This is a genomic window from Rhizobium sp. BT03, assembly GCF_030053155.1.
In the GTDB taxonomy this organism is placed as follows: Bacteria; Pseudomonadota; Alphaproteobacteria; order Rhizobiales; family Rhizobiaceae; genus Rhizobium.
This window is the reverse complement of record NZ_CP125641.1, coordinates 464,173-487,972: the sequence shown is the minus strand read 5'-3', so window position 1 is coordinate 487,972 and position 23,800 is coordinate 464,173. Positions and strand designations below refer to the sequence as shown.

Annotated in this window: 21 protein-coding genes; 13 read left to right on the top strand and 8 right to left on the bottom strand. The window is 63.2% G+C overall.

All coding sequences use genetic code 11. The annotated features are described in order from the left end of the window. Window positions 1-228: 228 nt before the first annotated feature. The 4 genes from QMO80_RS24095 (at window position 229) to QMO80_RS24080 (ending at window position 4,572) form a co-directional block, all read left to right on the top strand. Window positions 229-1,311, top strand: coding sequence for a sensor histidine kinase (locus QMO80_RS24095; protein ID WP_283200394.1), 1,083 nt, complete (start codon window positions 229-231; stop codon window positions 1,309-1,311). After that, window positions 1,308-1,970 (top strand): response regulator transcription factor, encoded by a 663-nt coding sequence (locus QMO80_RS24090; protein WP_283200393.1) that lies wholly within the window; start codon window positions 1,308-1,310, stop codon window positions 1,968-1,970. The genes QMO80_RS24095 and QMO80_RS24090 overlap by 4 nt, the downstream gene beginning before the upstream one ends. Beyond that, the gene (locus QMO80_RS24085) at window positions 1,967-3,919 is read left to right on the top strand and encodes an ATP-binding protein (protein ID WP_283200392.1); all 1,953 of its coding nucleotides are present in this window, start codon (window positions 1,967-1,969) and stop codon (window positions 3,917-3,919) included. Before QMO80_RS24090 ends, QMO80_RS24085 begins: the two co-directional genes overlap by 4 nt. Before the next feature lie 164 nt (window positions 3,920-4,083). Continuing rightward, entirely contained in the window at window positions 4,084-4,572 is a 489-nt protein-coding gene (locus QMO80_RS24080) for a response regulator (RefSeq protein ID WP_283200391.1), read from the top strand. Between the two features lie 30 nt (window positions 4,573-4,602). Here QMO80_RS24080 and QMO80_RS24075 read toward each other — a convergent pair whose 3' ends face one another. Next, window positions 4,603-5,064, bottom strand: coding sequence for a nuclear transport factor 2 family protein (locus QMO80_RS24075; RefSeq protein WP_283200390.1), 462 nt, complete (start codon window positions 5,062-5,064; stop codon window positions 4,603-4,605). Window positions 5,065-5,203: 139 nt separating this feature from the next. On the opposite strand from QMO80_RS24075, the gene QMO80_RS24070 reads away from it, so the two are divergent. Next, a complete protein-coding gene (locus QMO80_RS24070) occupies window positions 5,204-5,563 on the top strand; it encodes a helix-turn-helix domain-containing protein (protein ID WP_283200389.1) in 360 nt (119 codons plus the stop codon). 203 nt (window positions 5,564-5,766) lie between these two features. Here QMO80_RS24070 and QMO80_RS24065 read toward each other — a convergent pair whose 3' ends face one another. Next, a complete protein-coding gene (locus tag QMO80_RS24065; RefSeq protein ID WP_283200388.1) occupies window positions 5,767-6,735 on the bottom strand; it encodes a zinc-dependent alcohol dehydrogenase family protein in 969 nt (322 codons plus the stop codon). A gap of 53 nt (window positions 6,736-6,788) precedes the next feature. On the opposite strand from QMO80_RS24065, the gene QMO80_RS24060 reads away from it, so the two are divergent. The 5 genes from QMO80_RS24060 to QMO80_RS24040 all read left to right on the top strand — a co-directional run bounded on the left by QMO80_RS24060 (window position 6,789) and on the right by QMO80_RS24040 (window position 11,890). Next, entirely contained in the window at window positions 6,789-7,199 is a 411-nt protein-coding gene (locus QMO80_RS24060; protein ID WP_283200387.1) for a thioesterase family protein, read from the top strand. A 28-nt stretch (window positions 7,200-7,227) separates the two neighbouring features. Further along, a complete protein-coding gene (locus QMO80_RS24055) occupies window positions 7,228-8,751 on the top strand; it encodes a class I adenylate-forming enzyme family protein (RefSeq protein ID WP_283200386.1) in 1,524 nt (507 codons plus the stop codon). Next, window positions 8,729-9,922 carry a thiolase family protein gene (locus QMO80_RS24050; protein ID WP_283200385.1) on the top strand — a complete coding sequence of 398 codons (1,194 nt, stop codon included), beginning with the start codon at window positions 8,729-8,731 and terminating at the stop codon, window positions 9,920-9,922. The genes QMO80_RS24055 and QMO80_RS24050 overlap by 23 nt, the downstream gene beginning before the upstream one ends. Before the next feature lie 726 nt (window positions 9,923-10,648). Next, complete coding sequence (locus tag QMO80_RS24045; RefSeq protein ID WP_283200384.1) at window positions 10,649-11,413, top strand: SDR family oxidoreductase; 765 nt, start codon at window positions 10,649-10,651, stop codon at window positions 11,411-11,413. A gap of 63 nt (window positions 11,414-11,476) precedes the next feature. After that, the gene (locus QMO80_RS24040; protein ID WP_283200383.1) at window positions 11,477-11,890 is read left to right on the top strand and encodes a cupin domain-containing protein; all 414 of its coding nucleotides are present in this window, start codon (window positions 11,477-11,479) and stop codon (window positions 11,888-11,890) included. Window positions 11,891-11,942: 52 nt separating this feature from the next. Here QMO80_RS24040 and QMO80_RS24035 read toward each other — a convergent pair whose 3' ends face one another. Together QMO80_RS24035 and QMO80_RS24030 are read right to left on the bottom strand one after the other, a co-directional pair. Further along, window positions 11,943-13,226, bottom strand: coding sequence for a cystathionine gamma-synthase family protein (locus QMO80_RS24035; RefSeq protein ID WP_283200382.1), 1,284 nt, complete (start codon window positions 13,224-13,226; stop codon window positions 11,943-11,945). A gap of 87 nt (window positions 13,227-13,313) precedes the next feature. Beyond that, window positions 13,314-14,393 carry a YihY/virulence factor BrkB family protein gene (locus QMO80_RS24030; RefSeq protein WP_283200381.1) on the bottom strand — a complete coding sequence of 360 codons (1,080 nt, stop codon included), beginning with the start codon at window positions 14,391-14,393 and terminating at the stop codon, window positions 13,314-13,316. A gap of 683 nt (window positions 14,394-15,076) precedes the next feature. Here QMO80_RS24030 and QMO80_RS24025 point away from each other — a divergent pair. Next, a complete protein-coding gene (locus QMO80_RS24025) occupies window positions 15,077-16,408 on the top strand; it encodes an IS1182 family transposase (RefSeq protein ID WP_283196684.1) in 1,332 nt (443 codons plus the stop codon). Window positions 16,409-17,231: 823 nt separating this feature from the next. On the opposite strand, the gene QMO80_RS24020 is transcribed toward QMO80_RS24025, so the two are convergent. Both QMO80_RS24020 and QMO80_RS24015 read right to left on the bottom strand, forming a co-directional pair. Further along, entirely contained in the window at window positions 17,232-18,563 is a 1,332-nt protein-coding gene (locus QMO80_RS24020; protein WP_283196684.1) for an IS1182 family transposase, read from the bottom strand. A 171-nt stretch (window positions 18,564-18,734) separates the two neighbouring features. Further along, a complete protein-coding gene (locus QMO80_RS24015; protein WP_283200380.1) occupies window positions 18,735-19,100 on the bottom strand; it encodes a hypothetical protein in 366 nt (121 codons plus the stop codon). 1,023 nt (window positions 19,101-20,123) lie between these two features. Between QMO80_RS24015 and QMO80_RS24010 the strand changes: the two genes are divergently transcribed. Continuing rightward, entirely contained in the window at window positions 20,124-20,441 is a 318-nt protein-coding gene (locus QMO80_RS24010) for a hypothetical protein (protein WP_283200379.1), read from the top strand. Window positions 20,442-20,446: 5 nt separating this feature from the next. On the opposite strand, the gene QMO80_RS24005 is transcribed toward QMO80_RS24010, so the two are convergent. Next, window positions 20,447-21,340 (bottom strand): protein-L-isoaspartate O-methyltransferase, encoded by an 894-nt coding sequence (locus tag QMO80_RS24005; RefSeq protein WP_283200378.1) that lies wholly within the window; start codon window positions 21,338-21,340, stop codon window positions 20,447-20,449. A 406-nt stretch (window positions 21,341-21,746) separates the two neighbouring features. Here QMO80_RS24005 and QMO80_RS24000 point away from each other — a divergent pair, with 406 nt between their 5' ends. Beyond that, window positions 21,747-23,189: an RtcB family protein gene (locus QMO80_RS24000; RefSeq protein ID WP_283200377.1), complete on the top strand. Its 1,443-nt coding sequence runs from the start codon at window positions 21,747-21,749 to the stop codon at window positions 23,187-23,189. 58 nt (window positions 23,190-23,247) lie between these two features. Here QMO80_RS24000 and QMO80_RS23995 read toward each other — a convergent pair whose 3' ends face one another. Next, window positions 23,248-23,757, bottom strand: coding sequence for a GNAT family N-acetyltransferase (locus tag QMO80_RS23995; RefSeq protein WP_283200376.1), 510 nt, complete (start codon window positions 23,755-23,757; stop codon window positions 23,248-23,250). Window positions 23,758-23,800 lie beyond the last annotated feature (43 nt).

Sequence of the window (23,800 nt, the reverse complement as noted above, 5' to 3'; positions counted from 1 at the left end):
GTTCCGGCGGATATCGCTTCGGTCGACCGCATGACCAATATCTAAGCGGCCGGCGCTGCCGCCCCATCTGCCGGGTGGCTCCGATCCGGTCTGCCGAACGGCATAGATGACATTCCCACCGGAATGACTATCGTGCCGGGCGCGTTCAACTCGTCATTCATTTCAGGAGCAGTCCCCTTGGGCCTGGAGCATAACACAGATACAGCGCATTCGCCTGATGTCGCGGAGATGAGAGCCCTTTACCGGGCGGCGGAAGCACGGGCGGCGCGGCTGCGTTTCATCATCGAAGCGCGAAACCTGCTCGATGCGCAAACATTCGAAACGGCCGCCCCGGAGGTTCTGTCCCGGCTTGCCGATTTCGCCGGAGCGTCGCTTGCGAGGCTCGTCTTTCCGCCCTTGCACGGAGAGGCGCCCATGCAGCTGACGGTCGGGCAATCGAGGAGCCCGGAAAGCGACGGCATCCTGTATGCCTCGCAGGATGGTTCCGATCTCTCGCTGACGCTCATCGGCCCGTCGAGAGGGCGGCCTGTCGACGCAGACGACCGGCAGACCTTGGAGGTGGTGGCGGGCCAGCTCGCCGACGCCTGCAATCTCGAACGGCAAGCGGCGGAGAAGCAGGCGCTGCTCGGCGATCTGCAGCGGCAGCGCAGCGAACTCGCGGCCCTCGTCGCGCAGCTGATCCAGGCGCAGGAGCAGGAGCGGCAGCGGGTGGCGCTCGATCTGCATGACGGCTCGGCGCAGCTCGCCGCCGGCCTCAGCTATCGCCTGCAGGATTTGGCCGCCCGTATCGGCGAGGCGCATGCGCTGAAGCCGGAGATCGACCAGCTCGCCGCACTCGCGCGCCATTCCGTCGCCGATCTCCGTGCTGCTATCGCCGATCTTCGCCCGCCCGAGCTCGATGATCTCGGCGTCGCGGCGGCGCTGCGCACCCGCCTCGATGCGATCGACGGCCTGGAGGTGATCGCCGATCTCGATGCCGGCGCCGACCGCTGGCCGGCATCGACCGGGATCATCTTCTACCGCGTCGCGCAGGAGGCAATCACCAATGTGATCAAGCATGCCGAGGCGCGCCGGCTCATCGTGCGCCTCTTCGAGGACAGCGCGGGTGAAGCCCATCTCGAAGTGATCGATGATGGAAAGGGCATCGGCGAAGCGCCCCGGATTCAGGAGCGGGGAGCGCGGCTCGGCATCGTCGGCATGCGAGAGCGGCTGGCGCTGCTCGGCGGCCGTATCGAGATCGGCGCGGGAGCTGCAGGCGGCACCTGTGTCCGCGCCTTCGCACCCCTTCAGCAGGAGACGATATCGGGATGACCGCATCCATTCTCGTTGCCGACGATCATGACATCGCCCGCGCCGGGCTGATTGCCATGATCGGCGGCCAGGACGATTTCCATGTCGCCTTCGATGTGCGCGACGGCGTGGAAGCGGTGGACGCTTGCGCTGCCCGCAAGCCGGATCTGGCACTGCTCGACATCCGCATGCCACGCATGGACGGCCTCGCCGCCGCCAGGGAGATCCGCCGCGTGTCGCCGGAAACGCGGGTGATGATCATCACCATGCATGACAGTCTCGATTATCTGGAAGCGGCGATCGAGGCCGGGGCCACCGGCTATCTGCTGAAGGACGCCAGCCGCGACGACATTCTGCGCACGATCCGCCGCGTGCTCGCGGGCGACGCCTTCTTCGACGGCCCGCTGGTCGCAAGACTCTTGAAGCGCGCCGCCACCAAGCCGCAGACCAACAATAGCGGCCTGGAAACACTGACGGTGCGCGAGCGCGAGGTGCTGACGAAAGTGGCCGGAGGCCTGACCAACAAGGAGATTGGCCGGGCGCTGAAGATTTCGCCCGGCACCGTGAAGATCCATGTCGAACGCATCATCGGCAAGCTCGGCGCCGGCGACCGGACGCAGGCCGCCGTCATGGCCGTGCGCGGCGGGCTCGTCGCAACATCAGGGGAAGATCAGTCATGACCGGGACAACGTCGGTACCTGCGGGTCGGCGGTCGTTGCGCTTCGCCGACCTTCCGCTGCGGGCGAAGGGCATCGTCATCATCATGGTGCCGCTGGCGCTGCTCTTGGCGGCTCTCGCCTCGGTCTTCGTCGCCGACCGGCAAAGCCGGATCGCCGAGGATCAGGTGCGCGTGACGCTGGAGATCCAGTCGGGCATTCAGGAGATCCACGCCTTGATTGCCGAGGCCGCAACGGCGATGCGGGGATATCTCCTGACCGGCAGACCCGATTTTCTCGACCCCTTCAACCGGGCCGAGGACAGGCTGCCCGTGGTGCTCGACGAAGTCGGCCGCCGATTGCGGGATGAAGAGCAGAAGGCCCGCCTCGACCGCATCCGCGCTCTGGTCGATGCCAAAGTCGACCGTCTGCAGCTGTTGCAACAGGCCAACATCCTGCGCGCCGGCGGGCGCGAGGATCTTGCGGCCAGGCTCATCGAGGGCAAGCAGGTCCTCGATGTGCTGAGGCAGGAGATCGACGCGATGAACCGGCGGGAGGCCGATCTCCTTGACGCAAGGACACAGGCCGCCGACCAGGTCCGCACCCTGTCGCGCAGCCTGATGATATCAGCCGGCTTTCTTGGTTTTGCCGGCGCGCTCGCCGCCGTCTTCCTGTTTTCAGCAAGCATCGTGCGCCGCGTGCACGCATTGAAAGCCCAGGCGCATCTCTTGTCGCAAGGCGAAGTCGTCACGGTGGCCGATCCTTTCCTCGATGAACTCGGCAGCCTCGAACAGGCGCTCGAAGACGCGAGCGTCCTTCTGAAAAAGCGCGAGGCCGATCTGACCGAGAGCGAGGAACGCTTCCGCCAACTGGTCGAGGGCGTCAGCGATTACGGCATCTTCGGGCTCGATGCCCATGGGCAGGTGGTGAGCTGGAACGCCGGCGCCGAGCGGATCACCGGTTACGGTGCCGAGGAAATCGTCGGCCAGCATTTTTCCCGCTTCTACCCCACCCAAAGCAGGGACACATTTCCGGCAGAAGAGCTTTCCAAGGCGGCGCGCGATGGACGTACCGAGGCGGAAGGATGGCGCCTGCGCAAGGACGGGTCGCGGTTCTGGTCGCACGTCGTCGTCACCGCGCTCCATGATGAGACCGGCCGGCTGCGCGGCTTTTCCAAGATCACCCGCGACATTACCGAGCGCAAGCAATTCGAGGAGGCGCTGCTTGCCGCCCGCGAGGATGCGATCCGTGCCAGCAACGCCAAGAGCGAGTTCCTGTCGCGCATGAGCCACGAGCTGCGCACGCCGCTCAATGCCGTTCTCGGTTTCGCCCAGCTTCTGGAAATGGACGTGACCGATGCCGATTCCAGGGAGAGCGTCGCCCAGATCCTGAGAGCCGGCCGGCATCTGCTCAGCCTGATCGACGAGGTTCTCGATATGGCCAGAATCGAGGCCGGCCGCATGGATCTCGCTGTCGAGCCGCAGCCTGTCGCCGAAGTGATCGATGAAGCGGTGTCGCTTGCAAGACCGCTCTGCGGCAAGCAGCAGATCCGGATCGAGGTCACCGCGCCGGCCGAGCCGGGTCTGATGGTGCTCGCCGACCGGCGGCGTCTGCTGCAGGTGTTCCTGAACCTTCTCTCCAATGCGGTGAAATACAATCGTCACCAGGGAAGCGTGACCGTCAGCCAACGCGCGATGGGAGATCGCATTCGGATCGAAGTCAGCGATACCGGCCCCGGCATCCCGGCCGACCGCGTCGCCCGGCTGTTCACGCCGTTCGACCGGCTGGGGGCCGAGCGGATCAACCAGGAGGGGACGGGCCTCGGGCTTGCGCTGTCGAAACATCTGATCGACGCCATGGGCGGCACGCTCGGCTTGAGCAACGGGCAAGGCGGCGCCACCTTCCATGTCGATCTGCCGCGCGCGCCGGTGGCGATGCGGGAGATCGAGACGCAAGACGTCGCGGTGCCGTAGGGCACCGCCAGTTGTTGAAAAGCTCTCCTCCGTCATGCTCGGCCTTGTGCCGAGCATCTGACCACGGTAATTGCTTGACGGGAAAACATTTATTTTTAGAAACTTAATTGGGCCGGCATAGATCCTCGGCACAAGGCCGAGGATGACGTCGCGGGTTTTGGTCCATGACAGATTCCACCGATATCGTGCGAGCCTCGACGATCCTGATCGTCGATGACGAGCCGGCCAATGTTTCGCTGCTGGAGCGCATTCTCAAGCGTGAAGGCTTTAAGGCGCTGATCAGCACCACTGAGCCGCGCGAGGCGCTTCGGCTCTTCCGCGAGCATCCAGTCGATCTCGTTCTTCTCGACCTGATGATGCCCGATCTCGACGGCTTCGCGCTTCTCGAAACCTTCGCAAGGCTCATTCCCGAAAACAGCTACCTGCCGATCCTGGTTCTGACCGCCGATGCGACCCTGCCGACGCGCAGGCGCGCACTTTCGCTCGGCGCCAAGGATTTCCTGACGAAGCCCTTCGACGCGATCGAGGCTGTCCTGCGCATCTTCAACCTGCTCGAAACCCGCATCCTGACGCTGGAACTTGCCAAACACGGGCTGGCGACGCCGAAAGCGGAACGCCCGTGGGCCGATTCCGCCGAGAATGGGGCCAGCTAAAAGCCGGCCCCATTGAATTCAGACCTTCGATCAGAACATGGTGTTCTTGTTGGCGGCGTCTTTCGGAACCGCCTGGATCACATCCCAGTGTTCGACGATCTTGCCGTTCTTGACGCGGAAAATATCGACGATCGCCTGGCCGCGATCGCCGGTGCCGTTCGTCGCATGCACATGCAGCCAGACGAGATCGCCGTCGGCCGAACTGCGGACGATCTCGGCCTTCGACTGCGCATTGTCCTTGAAGAAGCCGGTGAAGAAGGAGACGAAAGGCTTCTTGCCATCGGGTACCTCAGGATTGTGCTGCCGGTACTCGTCCGCGACGACCGAGGCGGCGGCGATATCGTGTTTGTTGAAGAATCGGTCGTAAAACTCCACCACCAGCTTGCGATTGGCTTCCTCGACCTTCACATCCCGCGCGGCGGCAAAAGCGCCGGAAGGCATGGCCATTCCCGCCACAATGGCGAGTGCGAAAAGCGATTTCCCGAATGTCATGCATCAAGCTCCTTGGTATGGCCGCGATCTAGTCTAAGAAACAGACTATGAGGCTGGTCTAGGACAGAGCGACATGCCCGGCAAGAAGGCAGTTTTCAGTGCCAAGGTCAGCGCGCGATGACCCAAAAAGGAGGACGCCGTGCCTGAAGAAACCGATCGGCCGGGAGCCGGATGCCCGATCAGAGGCGTGCTCGATCGCATCGGCGATCAATGGAGCCTGCTGACGCTCGAGGCGCTGGAAACCGACAAGAAGCGCTTCAACGAGCTGCTGCGCGAGATCGGCGACATTTCGAAACAGATGCTTTCCAAGACGCTGCGGCATCTGGAGCAGGACGGCTATGTCAGGCGCACCGTCTATCCCGAAGTCCCGCCGCGCGTCGAATATGAGCTGACGGAGCTGGGGCGCTCCTTCCTCATCCCGATGAAAGCCCTGGTCGGATGGGCCGAGCGGAACCACCCGGAGATTATCCGCGCACGGCTGCGGCACGAAACTGTGTAGGTTTGGACCGAGGCAGGTGCAAGAAGCAGCGCTGGCGCGTGTCCTTCGAGGCTCCGGCCTACGGCCTCCACGCCTCAGGATGAGGGAGGTTGCGGATGCCGCGCCGATAATAACGGGCGGATGAGGATACGCCAACGCCCACGAGAGCCTCATCCTGAGGTGCCCCGCAGGGGCCTCGAATGACGAGGCGGGCGCTGGTTTTGTCAGGCCAGCAGCACCTTGCCGCCCGCCCGGAAGGGAAGGGCGGATTGCAGCGCCTCACCGATCTTATCCAGGGGAAAGACCTCCCGCACCTCGGTCGCGATGACCTTCTGGGCGATCTGCGCCGCCACTTCGGAATAGGCGCGCTGGACATCCCCCATGGCTTCGGAATGAACCCATTCTCTGAGATGGAAAAAGGAAAAGCTGATATCGGGATGAGAGGCCCAGAAGGAATTCGGAATGCTTTGGCCCGAAAGCAGACCGTAATGCACGAAATGGCCGCCTGGTTTGAGCGCAGCAGCGAGGATTGAGGCACGCGCGCCGCCGACGCAGTCGAGCACCGCGTCCAGCCCATGCCGGCCGGCAAGGCCCGCGGCCAGATCGTCGTCCGCCCCGTCGACGATGACAGACTCGAGCCGGCCGCGCAGGCGCGCCACCGACTCCTCGCTGCGGACGATCGCGATCGGCTCGACGCCGACGGCATTTGCCAGACCGATCAGGATCGATCCGATCGAAGAGGCGGCCGCATTGACGGCGATGCGCATGCCGGGTCTCAGCCCGATTTTCTTGTGCAGCATCAGCCAGGCCGTCATCGGGTTGACGTAGCTCGTCGCCGCCTCGAAATCGGACAGCGCTTCCGGAACACGAAGACACCAGCTGGGATCGGTATCCTTGAATTCCTGCCATCCGCCGGCGCTGCGCACCGGCAGCACGCGGGTGCCGGGCGCAAGCCCGTAAACCTCTTCACCGCAGGCTTCGAGCACGCCGAAGGCTTCGAAGCCGGGGATGAAGGGCAGGGTCGTGCGGCCGGCATAGGCGCCTGATATGGTGATGATATCGGAGGGATTGATCGAGCGCGCGAGCAGGCGCACCCGCACCTGGTCGCGCCGCAGCGCCGGCAGCTCGGCCCGCTCGATCCCGACGACCTCCGGGGCCGGCCCGAATTTTCGCACGATCGCCTGATATTGCATTGCATCCCCCAGACAACAGCGGTTAGAACAGCCCACCAATTTTGGGTGATCGCATGAGCGTTGACGACAGGCCTTTAGCATCCTTCCGGGTCTCTATGCGAGACATCGACATCTATGGCCATGTCCACAATTCGGTTTACCTCGATTATTGCGAGGATGCGGTCGTCGAGTTCCTGCGGCACCGGGAAATCTTGAGCCACTTCCGTCACACCTCCTCAGGTGTCGCCTATCACGTGAAGAAGGCCGAGATCACCTTTCACAGCCCCATCGACGTCGACGATGTCGTCGAAGCCAAGGTGAGCGTCGAGAAAATCGGGCGCACAAGTCTCGCCTTCGCGATCGAACTCTTTCGCCAGCGCGACGGCGCCCACTGCGCCTCAGCCGGCCTTGTCTGGGTCTGCGTCGGCCTTTCGGACAGCCGTCCCACGCCGATCCCCGAGACCACCAGAGCGGCGTTAGGCTGACGGCCGATCTTCAAACCAGCGAGTGTCCATGCCGATCCATGCGCAGCTTATTCGACATGCAGCGGAAAGGCCTGACACGCCGGCCGTGGTGATCGACGGCCGCTTCCTGAGCTACGGCGAGCTTTATGTGCGTGCCAAGGCGATCTGCCGCTTTCTCCAGGAATTGCCGCGCTTAAGCTGCCGCACGCTCGATCTGCCCGGCGTGGAAAAACTTGTAGCCCTCAGCCTCGGCAACCATATCGGCTTCGCCGAATATTTTATCGCCGCCACTGCCCTGCCGAACGCCTGCGCGGTGATCGACCCGATGATGCCGCCTGAGAGAATCGAGCGCATCGTCGAGCGGCTGGCGCCCGACGTGCTCATTGTCGACGATTATGCCGGGCCGAGCGCCGAAATTGCTCGCAGGCTCGGCATATCGGTCGTCGCCGCCGAAGCCGAGCCCTTCGATCTCGCTGAGACCGGAGATGATCTGCCTGACGATGCCGATGGCATCTTCCTGATCGGCTTTACCTCGGGCACCACCGCCGAGCCGAAAGCCTATTTTCGCTCGCGCGAGCAGTGGCGCCGCAGCCTCGATCGCGGACATGTCGTCTTCGAACTCGAGGATGCGCCGTCCACCCTATGCCCCGGCGCCCTGGCGCATGGGCTGGCGCTTTACGCCTTGGTCGAAGCCTTGGATGCCGGCGGCACCTTCCATTCGGTCCGGAAATGGGATCCCGCCGCCGTCGCGCGTATCCTCGCCTCCGAGAAGATCGAACGGCTGGTCGCCGTGCCGACCCATATAGCCGGCATTGCCAGGGCGTGGGCAGACGAACCGGCTCTGACCTCCCTGCACGACGTTCTGACCGCGGGCGCCAAGCTCGACGCGAACGGGGTCGAAGCCATGCGCCGCCTTTTCCCGAAAGCGCGCATTCGCGAATATTACGGCGCGTCCGAAATCGGTTTCATGACCATCTCCACCCTTGTCGGCGGCGCGGTCGATTTTCCGATCGACCGGGTGGGGCAGGCCTATCCCGGCGTCGAGATTTCCATTCGCGACCCTGATGGAAACGATGTCGGGACCGATGTGCCGGGCACCATCTTCGTCAGCAGCGATCTCATCGCCGACGGCTATCTCTGGGGCGATGACGGCCAGGCATTCCGGGTCACCGAGGCGGGAGCGACGGTCGGCGATCTCGGCGAGCTCGACGAAAACGGCATGCTGCGGGTGATCGGCCGGGCAGGCGGCATGATGATATCGGGCGGCAACAACGTCTATCCCGCCGAAGTCGAAAGCGCGCTGAAAACCTGCCCCGGCGTCGAAGAGGCCGTCGTCTTCGGCCTGCCGGATGCGTATTATGGCCAGCAGATCGTGGCAGTCGTCTCGGGAGAGGCGAAAGACGCGAAAATGCTGGCCGAGCATTGCGCGCGACAGCTCGCCAGGTTCAAGATCCCCAGGCAATTCCACCATATCGCTTCTTGGCCGATGACGAGCAGCGGCAAGATTTCCAGAGGCCAGGTGGAAGCAGCGGTGATTTCGGGAGATGGTCTTGTCCTACGCTTATCAGCCTGACGAGGATTGGCAGCCGGTCGTGGTTGCCGCTTACCGCACCCCGATCGGCCGGGCCTTCGGATCGCTTGCGACTGTTGCGGCCGAAGACCTGCTTGCGCCGATCATCCGGCGGATCGTTGCCGAAACAGGCATTGCGCCCGAAGCCATCGACGACGTGCTGGTCGGCAATGCCGCTGGCGGCGGCGGCAATATCGGCCGGTTGGCGGCGCTTGCCGCCGGCCTGCCCCTGGCGGTTCCCGGCGTCGCCATCGACCGGCAATGCGGTTCCGGCCTGGAAGCGATCATCATGGCCGCCCGCCTGATCCAGGCGAAGGCGGGGTCCTGTTTTCTCGCCGGCGGCGTCGAGAGCGTCAGCACCGCGCCCTGGCGCGTCGAACGGCCGAAAGCCAACGGGGCGCTGCCGCGCTTTTACGGTCGCGCCCGCTTTTCCCCTGATGCAGTCGGCGATCCCGATATGGGCATTGCCGCCGAAAACGTCGCCCGGCAATTTGGCATCACGCGCCGGAGACAGGATGAATTCGCGCTCCGCAGCCACCGCCTCGCCGTCAAGGCGGCTGAGGCCGGTCTCTTCCGGCAAGAGATCGTCGAAATCTCCACTGGGCACGGATTGCTGGAGCGGGACGAATGCCCGCGCCCCACGACATCGATCGAAGCACTGGCAAACCTCAAGCCCGTCTTCCTCCCCGACGGTTCGGTGACGGCAGGCAATGCCTGCCCTGTGAACGACGGCGCCTGCCTGGTGCTCGTCATGAGCCGGGGCCTAGCCAAAAGCCTCGGCATCGAAAAAGGCCTCGCCTTCATCGACAGCGCTGCCGCCGGCGTCGATCCCAACCTGCTCGGCATCGGCCCGGTCGCCTCGACCAGGAAGCTGCTGCAGCGCCAGCCCGGGCTTTTGCTCTCCGGCGTCGATGCCATCGAATTCAACGAGGCCTTCGCCGCCCAGGTTCTGGCCTCGCTGGATCAGCTCGATATCTCCACCGACGCGGTCAACAGGGAGGGCGGCGCCATTGCCCTGGGCCATCCCTTCGGCGCATCCGGCGCAATCTTGGTTACAAGACTGTACAGTCAGCTGGTCCGCGCCGGTGTTCCCGGCGCCACCGGCCTCGCCATGATCGGCATCGGCGGCGGCATTGGACTGACGGCGCTCTTCAAGGCTGCCGCGCTTTCCTGAGAAGGACCGCCTGCATCGGCTGCCCGTAAAAGACGGAGAGAAGGATCGGCGACGTTAGCTCCACTCTCCGTCCTGCTCGGCCTTGAGCCGAGCATCCACACCGCATCCACCGGCAACCGCGGCATGGGTCCTCGGCGCAAGGCCGAGGACGACGGAGGCTGGGTTGGCTTCTCGCCAAACTGGGCCGGATCCACTCAACTACATCGGCAACGACCTGAAGCCGCTGCGTGAGGATTGGGAGCGGCAGGGGCGGACCTGACGCTAGGTCTCCGACGAGGTGAGCGATCTCCCGCGACTTTAGCCTCGCCCTCCGTCCTGCTCGGCCTTGAGCCGAGCATCCACACCGCATCCACCGGCAGCCGCGGCATGGGTCCTCTGCTCGAGGCCGGGGACGACGGAGAGTGGGGTTGGCGTCTCGCCAAACTCCGCATCGGCAACGCCCTCACCTCCGCTCATCCGCACCGACGATCGCAGGCCGATCCCTGTTGACGTCAAATTCCGCCATTTCGGCGAGCCGCCCTACTGCCTTGGCATAGGCCGACAACGACCGAGGGAGAATGGTTCCGGCTCGCGATCCGGCGCATTCTCCTGTCCATCGGTTCCGGCCGCCCGCACTCAAGTGACGGTCCCCATACCGATGACGTCGCCGGCCTCGCCGAGGCGGCGATTGCGCCAGCCAGCTCACGTCAACAGAGGAAATCCTCGTAAGGGACAAGGAGACCACCCATGAAGATCGTCATTATCGGCGGCACCGGCCTCATCGGCTCGAAGACCGTGGAAAGATTGCGCAGCAAGGGGCACGAGGTGCTGGCGGCGTCGCCGAATTCGGGCGTCGACACGATCACCGGCAAGGGGCTGGCCGAAGCCCTCGCAGGCGCCGAGGTGGTGCTCGACCTCGCCAACTCGCCCTCCTTCGAGGACAAGGCGGTCCTGGAATTCTTCCAGACCTCCGGCCGCAATCTGCTGAAGGCAGCGGCCGCGGCCGGCGTAAAACATCACATCGCACTGTCGATCGTCGGCATGGAGCGGCTGCAGGCCAGCGGCTATATGCGCGCCAAGATGGCCCAGGAGGAGCTGATCAAGGGCTCAGGCATTCCCTACACCATCGTGCATTCCACCCAGTTCCATGAATTCATGGCCGGCATCGCCCAGTCAGGCACATCAGGTCAGATGGTGCATCTGTCACCGGCCTATGTGCAGCCGATCGCTTCGGACGATGTCGCCGATGTCATGGCCGAGGTGGCGCTCGCAGCCCCCGTGAACGGCACGATCGAGATCGGCGGGCCGGAGAAAATCCGGCTCACCGACATCGTCACGCGCCTCCTCAAGGCGACGAACGATCCGCGCCAGGTGATCGCCGATCCGCACGCCCGTTACTTCGGCGTCGAGCTCGAGGATGACTCGCTGGTCACCGGGCCCAAGGCGCGGCTCGGCCGCATCCGCTTCGACGACTGGCTCAGCCGGCAGCCACCGCAGAAGAAGAGCGCTTGACGGCCGGGGCCGCCCTTCGTGGCCCTCGCGGCTACCGCTTCCATCAACGCAAGGAGACCAGACATGTTAGGAAAAATGATCTCGGCGGCGGCATTCGCCGTTGCCATTGTCGCCGGCACCGTAGCGCATGCCGCGGGCGACAAGGCGAAGGTAACCCTCGTCTACGACCACGAGCTTCCCAACGTTCCAGGCAAGAGCATCAAGGCCGTGCTCGTCGAATATAAGCCCGGCGGCACATCGCCGGGCCACACCCACCCGAAATCCGCCTTCATCTATGCCACCGTTCTGGAGGGCTCGATCAAAAGCCAGGTCAATGACGGCCCGGTGAAGATTTACAAGGCCGGCGAAAGCTTTCCCGAATTCCCCGGCGATCACCACAGTGTCAGCGCCAACGGCAGCAAGACCGCGCCGGCGAAACTGCTTGCGGTCTTCGTGGTGAACTCGGACGAGACGGAGCTGACGACCGACGACAAATGATGTTACGCACGATGCCCGGCGACGCCGGGCATCGATATCTCCTGGCGCGGCCTCAGGCCGCCTGCAGCGCCATCTCCAAGTCGGCGATCAGATCGTCCGGATGCTCGATGCCGATCGACAGGCGGATGGTCGATTCCAGCACCCCGATGCGCTGGCGCACAACGGCCGGCACGCCGGAATGCGTCATGGTCGCCGGGTGGCTCGCCAGCGATTCCGTGCCGCCGAGGCTGACCGCGAGTTTGAACACCTGCAGCGCGTTCAGGAATTTGAAGGAGGCCGGCTGGCCGCCGCGAATGTCGAAGGAAAAGGTGGAACCGGCGCCGGTGCATTGCACGGCGAAGGTCCGGCCGGCCGGTGAATCCGGATTGTGGTAAGGCAGGTAGTGAACCTTCTCGACCTTCGGGTGATCGCGCAGAAAATCGGCGACGGCGCGCGCATTGCTGTTTGCCCGCTCCATGCGCAGCTGCAGCGTTTCCAGCGAGCGGCCGAGCATCCAGCAGGAATGCGGATCGAGCTGGGTGCCGATCGCGCCGCGCAACGCCTTGACCTGCTTGATGACTGCCTTGCGGCCGAGAACGGCGCCGGCGATCAGGTCGGAATGGCCGCCGACATATTTGGTCAGCGAATAGAGCGAGATATCGGCGCCGTGTTCGATCGGCCGCTGGAAAACCGGGCCGAGCAGGGTGTTGTCGCAGACGATGATCGGCACATGCCCCTGCTTTGCGCCGATTGCGTCGGCGACGCGCCGGATCATCGCGACATCGACCAGGCTGTTGGTCGGGTTGGCGGGCGTTTCGATCAGGATGACGGAAACGCGGCCCCTGGCCATCGCCTCCTCAGCCGCCTTCTGCACCGAGCCCTCGCTGACACCGTCGGCAAAGCCGATAGCGGCGACGCCGAGGTTCAGGAAGGTTTTGGCCAGCAATGTTTCCGTGCCGCCATAAAGCGGCTGAGAATGCAGGACGGCATCGCCCGGCCTGACGAAGGCAAGCAGCGTGGTGGCGATCGCCGACATGCCTGAAGAAAACAGCGCGCCGCTTTCCGTCCGCTCATAGACGGCGAGCCTGTCCTCGACGATCTCGCTATTGGGATGATTGAAGCGCGAATAGACGAGGCCGGCGCCCTTGCCGGCCGGCGGCTCGCGGCGGCCCGAGACGTAATCGAAGAAATCGCGGCCATCCTCGGCCGAATTGAAGACGAAGGTCGAGGTGAGGAATACCGGCGGCTTGACCGCCCCTTCCGAGAGTTCGGGATCGTAGCCGTAATTCAGCATCTGCGTTTCGGGATGCAGTGCATGATTGCCGATATGGGTTTTGGAAGGATGCGGGGCCGTCATGATCGTCTCCTCTGTCGGGATTGCCCAGGGACAAATTACATCAAAACTGCATGGGAGAATGCAATGATCGGTGCCGCTCCTTAACGGTTAGCTCACGGTCTCGCCCAAGGTGTCCGCAACATAGGCGCCGCGCGCGCCCATCGGCAGCGGCATGCCCGTCGTCGTGTCCCTCGCGGTCTGATGTTCCAGCTCGGCGTTGAGTTCCGCGCCGATGACGAGAATGACGACGGAAAGCCAGATCCAGATAAGGAAGCCGATCAGCGCGCCGAGCGTGCCGTAGGTCGCGTTGTAGTTGGCGAAATGATCGAGATAGAAGGAGAAGGCAAGCGACATGGCGGCCCAGGCGACGGTCGTCAGACCCGCGCCCCAGGTCATCCACCGGAGTTTGGCGGGCTCCCGGCTGGGGCCGAAGCGGTAAACCGAGGTGACCGCCACCGCGACAACCAGCAGAAGCAGCGGCCACCGCAGCAGAAGGGCCATGTGCTCCTTGAATTGATCGAGCCAGAGATAGGAGAGCACCACAGGCATCACCCCGACGAGCATGACCATCACCACCATCAGAAGCATCGCGCTCAAGGTGAAGCAGAGGCCGATGAGGTTCAACCGGATAAGTCCGCGCTTTTCATTCTCCTCATAGGCGACGTTCATCGCATCGAAAATCGCCAGCGTGCCGCTATGCGTGCTCCACAGCGCAATGCCGAGACCGACGAAGAAGGTGATGCCGAGCGCACTGTCACGCTTGCTGACGAGTTCCTTGATCTGATCGGCAAGCAGGTCGAAGGCGCCCGGCGGCAATAGACCGGCCAATTCGCGAAGATGCTCCGAAATCGTGACCGGATCGGCAACCAGCCCATAGAGTGAGACCAAAGCCGCCATGGCGGGAAACAGCGCCAGCAGCAGATAAAAAGTCACGCCCGCGGCAATGAGCGTCACCCGGTCGTTCAGGACTTCATGGTAAACCCGCCAGAACACATCACGAAGACCGCTGAGCGGAATAGCCTCGGGCGTGGCGGCGCTGCGGCCATGATCGTCAACCGCCCGGCCCGGTTCCGCGGGCGGGACCAGTACACCGTCCTGCTTCGCCTGTATCAACACAAATGCCCCGATCGCCGCCGCCATCATCGCAGCGGCGATGGACAACCTCTTGAGCGGGAGCACATCTGCCATTACCCTATCCTCCGATTTGCTGCGTGGATAACGCCGGGTGCCGCAAAAGGATGCAAGCCGTTGCTTTCCTGCGGAGATTCGGAGCGCAGGGGAGGGGACGCCGCAGCCCACGAGGGCTGCGGGACAGAAACCGCATCAAATTCTCGGATCATAATCCGCTGATTTTATTGGATATATTTCTTGATACGGAAACGAAACCGGACTTTGGTTTCATCACTGCCGCGTAGTCTATATCTGGAGGCGACTGCCTGCTTGGCAAATTCGATGCCCCAAGGCGGCAAATTCGGGCTTTTACGCGGTTCGGAAAGTGCAATTTGAACCTGAATTCCGCCCGCCGCCATCGGCCCGAACGCTGGACGTCCAGCGCGCCACCATGCCCACCTTCATCAATAGCGCTGTCGCACACGACCGGCAATAGTCGCTCACGTTGCCCACGGCAAACATCGCCCGCCGCGCGCCGAAACTGCCGCGCCGCAGCCCTCGAGAAGCCTCATCCTGAGGCGCCCCGCAGGGCGCCTCGAAGGACGAGGCGGGTGCGCCGGCATCGAAGGAATGCAAGAAGCAGCGCCAGAGCGCGTCCTTCGAGGCTTCGGCCTGCGGCCTGCGCGCCTCAGAGCCTGTGAATGTTTTGTGGCGGTGTCGATGGGATTGTGATTCTGTTGGGTGGTTGATTTGCTTGGGGGATGATGGTGAGCGACGAGCTGTTCGAAGGATTGCCGGTGCATGGATCGCAGCGCAGTGCTCAGGCGGGGCGCGGGGCGGCGCGCATGCGCGAGCCGGTGCGCGATCAGATCGAGTTGCGTGCCGTGGATATCGACAGCTTGATCGGCCAGGATCACGCGGTGCGCGTGATTTGGAGCTATGTCGAGGGACTGGATCTGAGCGCGCTTGAAGATCGGATCAAAGCGCGTGAGCAGCGGCCGGGCCATCCGCCGATTTCGCCACGGCTTTTGCTGGCGCTGTGGCTCTATGCCAGCAGCGATGGCGTCGGCAGTGCGCGGGCGCTGGAACGGCTGTGCGGGAGCCACGACGTCTATCGCTGGCTGTGCGGCGGCGTCTCGGTGAACTATCACACGCTGTCGGATTTTCGGGTTGGTTGCGCCGATCTGCTCGACCGGCTGCTGGCCGAGCATCTGGCGGCGCTTGCCGATGCCGGCCTCGTCGCTTTCGATAATTTGGCGCAGGATGGCGTGCGGGTCCGGGCGAGCGCGGGTGCCGCCTCGTTCGGCCGCAAGGCGACGCTTGATCGGCATCTTTCCATTGCCGAGGCGGTTGTGGATCAGCTCAAGCGCGAGGTCGATGCGCGTTCGGATGCCAGCACTCGGCGCATCGAGGCTGCCAGGCAACGAGCGGCGCGTGAGCGCGGCGAGCGGCTCAGAGCAGCCAAGGCCGCTCTTGACGAGATTCAGCGCCATCGCCAGGCGCGCGAAGAAAAGCGCGGCAATGGCAAAAAGCCGAAGGAGCCGCGCGCCTCCAGCACGGATGCGCAGGCGCGGGTGATGAAGATGGCCGACGGCGGCTTCCGTCCGGCTTATAATGTGCAGGTTGCGAGCACCGCCGGCGAGCAGTTCGTGGTCGGGCTCGAGGTGACCAATGCCGGCTCCGATCGCGGCCTCATGCGGCCGATGCTGGAGCGGTTGCGCGCGCTGAGCGGCCATCTGCCGCGCCGCTATCTCGCCGATGGCGGCTTTTGCAGCGCTGAAGATATCGAGTGGGCGCACGGCGAAGGGGTCGAGGTCTTTTGTCCGCCCACGCAGTCCAAACACGGAACCGATCCCTTCTTGCCGCGGCGCGGCGACGGTGCGGGTGTGTCAACCTGGCGGACCCGCATGGGAAGCGAGACGGGCAAGGCTCAGTACAAACCCCGCTCGATCTGCGAATGCATCCATGCCCGCTGGCGCAACTGGAATCTGCGACAATTGACGGTGCGCGGCATCGAAAAGGTCCAAGCCGTCGTGCTCTGCTACGCACTCACCAACAATATCCTGCAAGGCCATCGGCTTGCCAATGGCTAAACCAGGGCAATCACCCTGACGCCAACACGCGACCATCAAAACGCACCGCGTAATCGGCTAACGCTCGATGGCATCAGCCAGCCAAGACCAGCCAACACTGGCCTGAAACGCACAAGATTCAAAAGCTTCACAAGCTCTCAGGATGAGGACCGTTGGAAGATGCCGCCCTCAACAGGCGCCACGGGCAAGCCGAGTTGCAACAACAGATACCGGAGAATCCGCCCCGAGAAGCCTCACCTGAGGTGCCCCGCGGGGACCTCGGAGGGCAAGGCGGGTGTGCCGTCGCCGAAGCCGAATGAACGCAAGAAGCAACATTGGGCATGTCCTTCGAGGCTCCGGCCTACGGCCTGTGCACCTCGGAATGAAGTGCGCAGGATGCTGCCCCTTAATAAAAGGCATTCGGCACCTCAGCAACCGGCACTGAAAAACTCGCGCCGACATCCCCGAAAGCCTCATCCTGAGGCGCCCCACAGGGCTTCGAAGAACGAGGCGGGCACGCCGACGCCAGATGAATGCAAGAAGCAGCGCCGGAGCGTGTCCTTCGAGGCTGCGGCCTGCGGCCTGCGCGCCTCAGGTGAGGACCGCTGGAAGATGCCGCACCCCCAATAAGAGGCGCCGGCATTCGGTGCGCCTCAGCGACAGGCCCAGAAAAACCCGCACCGACATCCCCGAGAGCCTCATCCTGAGAGCTTGTGAAGCTTTTGAATCTTGTGCGTTTCAGGCCAGTGTTGGCTGGTCTTGGCTGGCCGATGCCATCGAGCGTTAGCCGATTACGCGGTGCGTTTTGATGGTCGCGTGTTGGCGTCAGGGTGATTGCCCTGGTTTAGCCATTGGCAAGCCGATGGCCTTGCAGGATATTGTTGGTGAGTGCGTAGCAGAGCACGACGGCCTGGACCTTTTCGATGCCGCGCACCGTCAATTGTCGCAGATTCCAGTTGCGCCAGCGGGCATGGATGCATTCGCAGATCGAGCGGGGTTTGTACTGAGCCTTGCCCGTCTCGCTTCCCATGCGGGTCCGCCAGGTTGACACACCCGCACCGTCGCCGCGCCGCGGCAAGAAGGGATCGGTTCCGTGTTTGGACTGCGTGGGCGGACAAAAGACCTCGACCCCTTCGCCGTGCGCCCACTCGATATCTTCAGCGCTGCAAAAGCCGCCATCGGCGAGATAGCGGCGCGGCAGATGGCCGCTCAGCGCGCGCAACCGCTCCAGCATCGGCCGCATGAGGCCGCGATCGGAGCCGGCATTGGTCACCTCGAGCCCGACCACGAACTGCTCGCCGGCGGTGCTCGCAACCTGCACATTATAAGCCGGACGGAAGCCGCCGTCGGCCATCTTCATCACCCGCGCCTGCGCATCCGTGCTGGAGGCGCGCGGCTCCTTCGGCTTTTTGCCATTGCCGCGCTTTTCTTCGCGCGCTTGGCGATGGCGCTGAATCTCGTCAAGAGCGGCCTTGGCTGCTCTGAGCCGCTCGCCGCGCTCACGCGCCGCTCGTTGCCTGGCAGCCTCGATGCGCCGAGTGCTGGCATCCGAACGCGCATCGACCTCGCGCTTGAGCTGATCCACAACCGCCTCGGCAATGGAAAGATGCCGATCAAGCGTCGCCTTGCGGCCGAACGAGGCGGCACCCGCGCTCGCCCGGACCCGCACGCCATCCTGCGCCAAATTATCGAAAGCGACGAGGCCGGCATCGGCAAGCGCCGCCAGATGCTCGGCCAGCAGCCGGTCGAGCAGATCGGCGCAACCAACCCGAAAATCCGACAGCGTGTGATAGTTCACCGAGACGCCGCCGCACAGCCAGCGATAGACGTCGTGGCTCCCGCACAGCCGTTCCAGCGCCCGCGCACTGCCGACGCCATCGCTGCTGGCATAGAGCCACAGCGCCAGCAAAAGCCGTGGCGAAATCGGCGGATGGCCCGGCCGCTGCTCACGCGCTTTGATCCGATCTTCAAGCGCGCTCAGATCCAGTCCCTCGACATAGCTCCAAATCACGCGCACCGCGTGATCCTGGCCGATCAAGCTGTCGATATCCACGGCACGCAACTCGATCTGATCGCGCACCGGCTCGCGCATGCGCGCCGCCCCGCGCCCCGCCTGAGCACTGCGCTGCGATCCATGCACCGGCAATCCTTCGAACAGCTCGTCGCTCACCATCATCCCCCAAGCAAATCAACCACCCAACAGAATCACAATCCCATCGACACCGCCACAAAACATTCACAGGCTCTGAGGCGCCCCGCAGGGGCCTCGAAGGACGAGGCGGGCACGCCGGCCACCTCGCTACTTTTCACGTCAGATCGCTTCCAACTTTAGCATGCAGCCAATGTGCTACCCGGCATTGGCGGCCGCGGGCCTCCTGCGGGCTCGGACAATCTGTCCGACATCGTTGTCATATCGATCATCGGGGAAGTTTATATTCCAGATGAGGCGACGCAACGACTCCGGTGCGATATTGCGATAGCCAAGCTCCTCCAGGCGGAGCAGAAGCAGCAAGTGGTCGGTGACGACGATCAGCCGGGCGTAAGCGCCAAGCTGATACAAGGCGGGGCGCATGGCAGCATATGAGTTGAAGCCGAATGACGCGGCGATTGCCTCATCAAAGTGCGACGATTTGATGTGAGGATATTGGCCCCGTAACGCTTGCTTTAAAGTGACGACGTTCGAAGGCGAGAACCTGATGGATGGGTTCAACATGGGACGATCCAGTGCTCTGGTCGAAGTCTGCCGATTACACTTCGACCTTGAGGAACACGGTCGTCGAGAAACCTCACATGCCCTTCAACCCGGCAGCAGGTTTGGATAGGCTTCCAGACTCATACATTAACCGTCAAACACTTCACCATCAAGGCTTAGGCTCATGGGGCCAACGGGATTTGTCGGCGCAACTCGACACGCGACATCATATCTGAACAGCGCCCGCGGCATCCGTTGTCCGCAGCACCCCGGTGAATCCATGAAGCAACGTTGGAGAATACCCCTCGACCTTCCAGCTTTCCGCGCCGGCGCTCTCGAGAAGCTTCGTCCTGAGGCGCCCTCGAAGGACGCGGCGGACCCAGCGATGCTCCGGCCTTCAGCCTGCGCGTCTCAGGATGAGGGACGTTGGGGGATGCCGCGACCTTAACAGGGGGCGTTAGCATTCTGCACCGCTATAACGGGCGCTGGAGAATCTGCGCCTCCGCCCCCCCGAGAGCCTCATCCTGAGGTGCCCCGCAGGGGCCTCGAAGGACGAGGCGGGCGCACTGGTGGTGGACGCAAGGAGCACCGCTGGAGCGTGTCCTTCGAGGCTCCGGCCTTTGGCCTACGCGCCTCAGGATGAGGGACGTTGGAGGGTGCCGCACTCCTGATAGGTTGGAGCAAAGCGGCTGCCGGCGGCGGCGGGCTCAGCGCCCACGAGAGCCTCATCCTGAGGCGCCCCGCAGGGGTCTCGAAGGAAGAGGCGGGTACGCCAACGCAGAATGAACGCAGGAAGCAGCGCAGAGCACGTCCTTCGAGGCTCCGGCCGTCAGCCTGCGGACCTCGGACTGAGGGACATTGGCGGATGCCGCGTCCTAACAGGGGCGCGTTGGCATTCTGCGCCCCTATAACGGGCGCTGGAGAATTTGCGCCCGCCCCCCGAGAGCCTCATCCTGGGGCGCCCCGCAAGGGGCCTCGAAGGACGAGGCGGGCGCACCGACGCCGAATGAAAAGGTTGTCCGCGGACAACAGGCAACCATTCCAATGCAGCGGCGCAAGTTGTCCGCGGACAACACCGCGCAGAATCCGCGAGCCATTACCAGAGCCGCACCCATCCCGACCCGCCTCCAGCGCGTCACCCGCCATAGCCCAACCGCCAAGCTTGAATTTGTGGCATTGCGTCACTACTTGATGCTGGACCGAAGCGCTCAACCCTCCGAGCCGCTTCTGTTCGACGGACAGCATTCCTCCTCCCAGGCTGTCGGTCATCCCTATCGAAGCCCGGCGCCCTCTCCCGCGCCGGGCTTTCGTTATCGCGGCGGGCCGCTGTCGCCGCCGACGAGTTTCCACGACCCGGAATGAATGCTTCAGGGATCGTCGTAACAGAGCGCCCATTGGTCGCCGATATACCAGCAGCGGCCCATTCGCGGCTCCGTCTTCCAGAGCAGACTCTTCACGAACTCGATGCCGCCGCGTTTGAACGCGGCCGTCAGCGCCTCGGTCTCATTCTCATCGATCGTCAATCCCCCATCGGCGCAGACGAAATAGGCTGTGCCGATCCAGCGCGCTGCAAATCCATCGGCGCCGCGCTCGATGCGAAGTGCGGCGCCATGGGAGGCATGACGGCCGCCATTCGACGGCCGGCCCTGGCGCGGCACGCCGAGCGGCAATACCAAGCGCCCTCTGGGTCGCAGCCTCTCGATCCAGGGCACCGCGGGACGCCCGACGGCGAAATTCACGTAGATCGCATCCATCTCTTGCTGCGGCCATTGATTACCGTCGGCGATGATGACGCTGACATTGGCCCGGTCCGCAAGCGCTGATCGAGCGTGGCCTGCCAGATTGGGATCCATCTCGACGGCATAGACATGACCGGTGGCGCCGACCAACTCCGAAAGAATGGCGCTATAATAGCCGGTGCCGGCGCCGATATGGGCGATGCGATCGCCGATTTGCACGTCCAGTTCCGCCAGGAGCCGCGCGTGCAGCGACGGGCTGCCATTGTTGACACCCTTGTCAGCCCGCAGGGCGAACAGCGCATCCTGATAGGCCAGAACCAAATCGGCGGAGAGCAGCGGGCGATATCCGCCACCTAGATTGGCGATCTGCCATGGCGGCGTGCCGAGGAATTTTTCGCGAGGCACGACGGCAAAGGCCGCCTCGATCCGCGGGTTCGTCGTCCCGGCGGTTGCCGCCACCTGATGAGCGTAAGCGCGGCGGACCACCGCAAGTTCGTCGGCTGTGAACATCGCAGTCGGCATGGCTGATCTCCGGACATGGCTTCGATCTGTTTTACGTCTTACATTCAAGATCTACCACTATCGGCAGTCGATAACATCCTCGAGACAGCACCATTTATGACGGAAGTTAATCGCCACTTTTCTTCCATTGTAAAAAACTATGCTGATACCTCATAGGCTTACTATAGCCGCCGCACAAAACTCGACCCGTCGCAGCACTTGGCTCCGGCACATTAGGTGGCGCGGCTTGTCGGTCATCCACAACGCCCGTTGCTATTGAGGAGCGTTTTCTCCACTCGGGCGCCTTCCCTCACATCCCTCTGGCGCCAACTTTGAAAAGGAATTGAGCCTTTCATCAAGCCATGCCATATGCGCCGACACTCCGTATTGCCGCGGCTGCTGAACCTAGGCACTCACGGAGAACCACATGAACGCGCCATCATTCATCTGCCGCACCAGCAACATTGCTGGGCATGTCATCAGGTCGGTCGTTGCACACGACGAACCGGAGCAGAGTTTTTCACATTCACTTGCGGACCTTGCGAGCGCGCTGCCATCGCCGGAAGCGTTGATTCAAAAGAAGGCATCGCTTCGCGCAGTCGTCACGACCCCCGACTTTCATCCCGGCAAACCCGTCCCCGTTGGCGTCGTCGCGGACCTTGAGGGTGCGGTTCTCCCGCACATGATCGGCTCGGACATCGGATGCGGGATGCGCATGGTTGTTCTCGAAGACGTTGCGGCAGATCAATTGTCGACACCGTTTCTCGACCATCATCTTCGCCATCTCTTCTTTCAGGGCGGGCGTGATATCGCCCTAACGGGTTTGGACCGTCACGCAATTCTACGCGAGGGTCTACCTGGGCTCCTTGATAACCTGCAACGGACGAGTACTGGCCTGCTCTCCAAACTCGATCTTTCGCGGGCGTGGGTCGATCTCGAACGGCATTCCGACAACGGGGTTTTCTCATGCGAGGGCATCGATCCTGACTTCGCAGACTATGCGCAGGTCGATGACGACCACCGCCGCGATGCTATCCTCGGCACGATCGGTGGTGGGAACCACTTCGTGGAACTCGGTTATGTCGATCACGTTGCAGATGGTGCATTTGCCCGAACTGCCGGACTGAAGTCCGGCTCAGTCGTCCTTGTCGTCCACTCGGGCTCTCTTGACTTTGGACAGCGAGTAGGCACGGCAACAAAAGAGAGAGCGAGGATTGCTTCCAGATCTGGCGAGGATTGGCGGGTGCTCTCTATGGAAATGCAGCCGCACCTCTACAGAAGGTACATGGATGGTCATGCGAATGCCGTGAATGCCGCCTTCGCCAACCGCTTCTTTATCGGGCTGGCGGCGGTGGAGGCCCTAGCGCGCGCTTTGGGACGAGAAGTCGACCATCGTCTCGTCTATGACGCCCCACACAACACTGTTTGGCAAAACGGAAATATCGTACGCCATAGAAAGGGTGCGTGCCCAGCCAGGGGTGTTGGTGTCATGGCCTCCAGTCCATATGAATGGCTCGGCGAACCGGTCATCCTTCCCGGCTCCATGGGCGATGGCACCTGGCTACTTGCTGGATGCGGCTCGAGCGAATTTCTGGAGTCGGCTGCTCATGGCGCGGGGCGCAAGCTATCAAGGCAGGAAGCGCGCTCGAAAACGAATATCGGCAGTGGGCTGCGTGTCATCGGTCCCGTCGACCCTCGAAGCCCGACTTTGCGGGGCCGGCAGGATATTGTGGCCGAGATCCAGGCTCGGCTCAAGGAAGAGGCGCCAGCGGCATACAAGCCAATCGACAGCGTTGTGGCACCGATGGTCGACGCGGATATGATAACAAAAGTTGCGAGGATCAAGCCACTCATCACGGTGAAGGGATAGGCGCGTGCTCTTAAGGCTGCACGTCTCTGGTCATTGCCGTGTGTATCATCTCAACCATTCAGGCGTTCGGCGTCGCACGCTTCACGGCGTTTACGCTGAAGCGCTTCTTGATCCTGTCGACCGGCGTCCCGTCCTGAAGCGGAACCTGGACCACCCTGTCATAGGTCTCAAAGCCCATCTTCGCGTAATAGCCAAGGCCGCTGACATTGTCGGCGCGGATGGTCGCATTGATGAATTCGAGCTTGACCTCTTCCGCTGCCGCCAGCGTCGCGGGGAAAAGCGCGCTGCCGACGCCTGCGGTCTTCGGGTTCATACGGGCAAAGGTGGCGATGTCGGCGACGCCTTTCGGCGGATCGCCGTATAAGCTCAGCGATTGAAAGCCGACCAGCGACTGATTGTGCTCGGCCACATGGCAGGCAAGCGGAAATTCGCCATCGATGAACCAGTCGGCAAACTCGGCGGCCGAAAGCGGTGTCTCGAGCGCGGTCGTTCCGCCGGCGCGGATGATCTCGTTCAGGAGAGCGCTCAGTTCCTCCGCGTCGGAGGAGACGGCTTTTCGGATACGCATGTCTTGGCTACCTCGTTACCCCCGACAACCTATCGGCGAGATT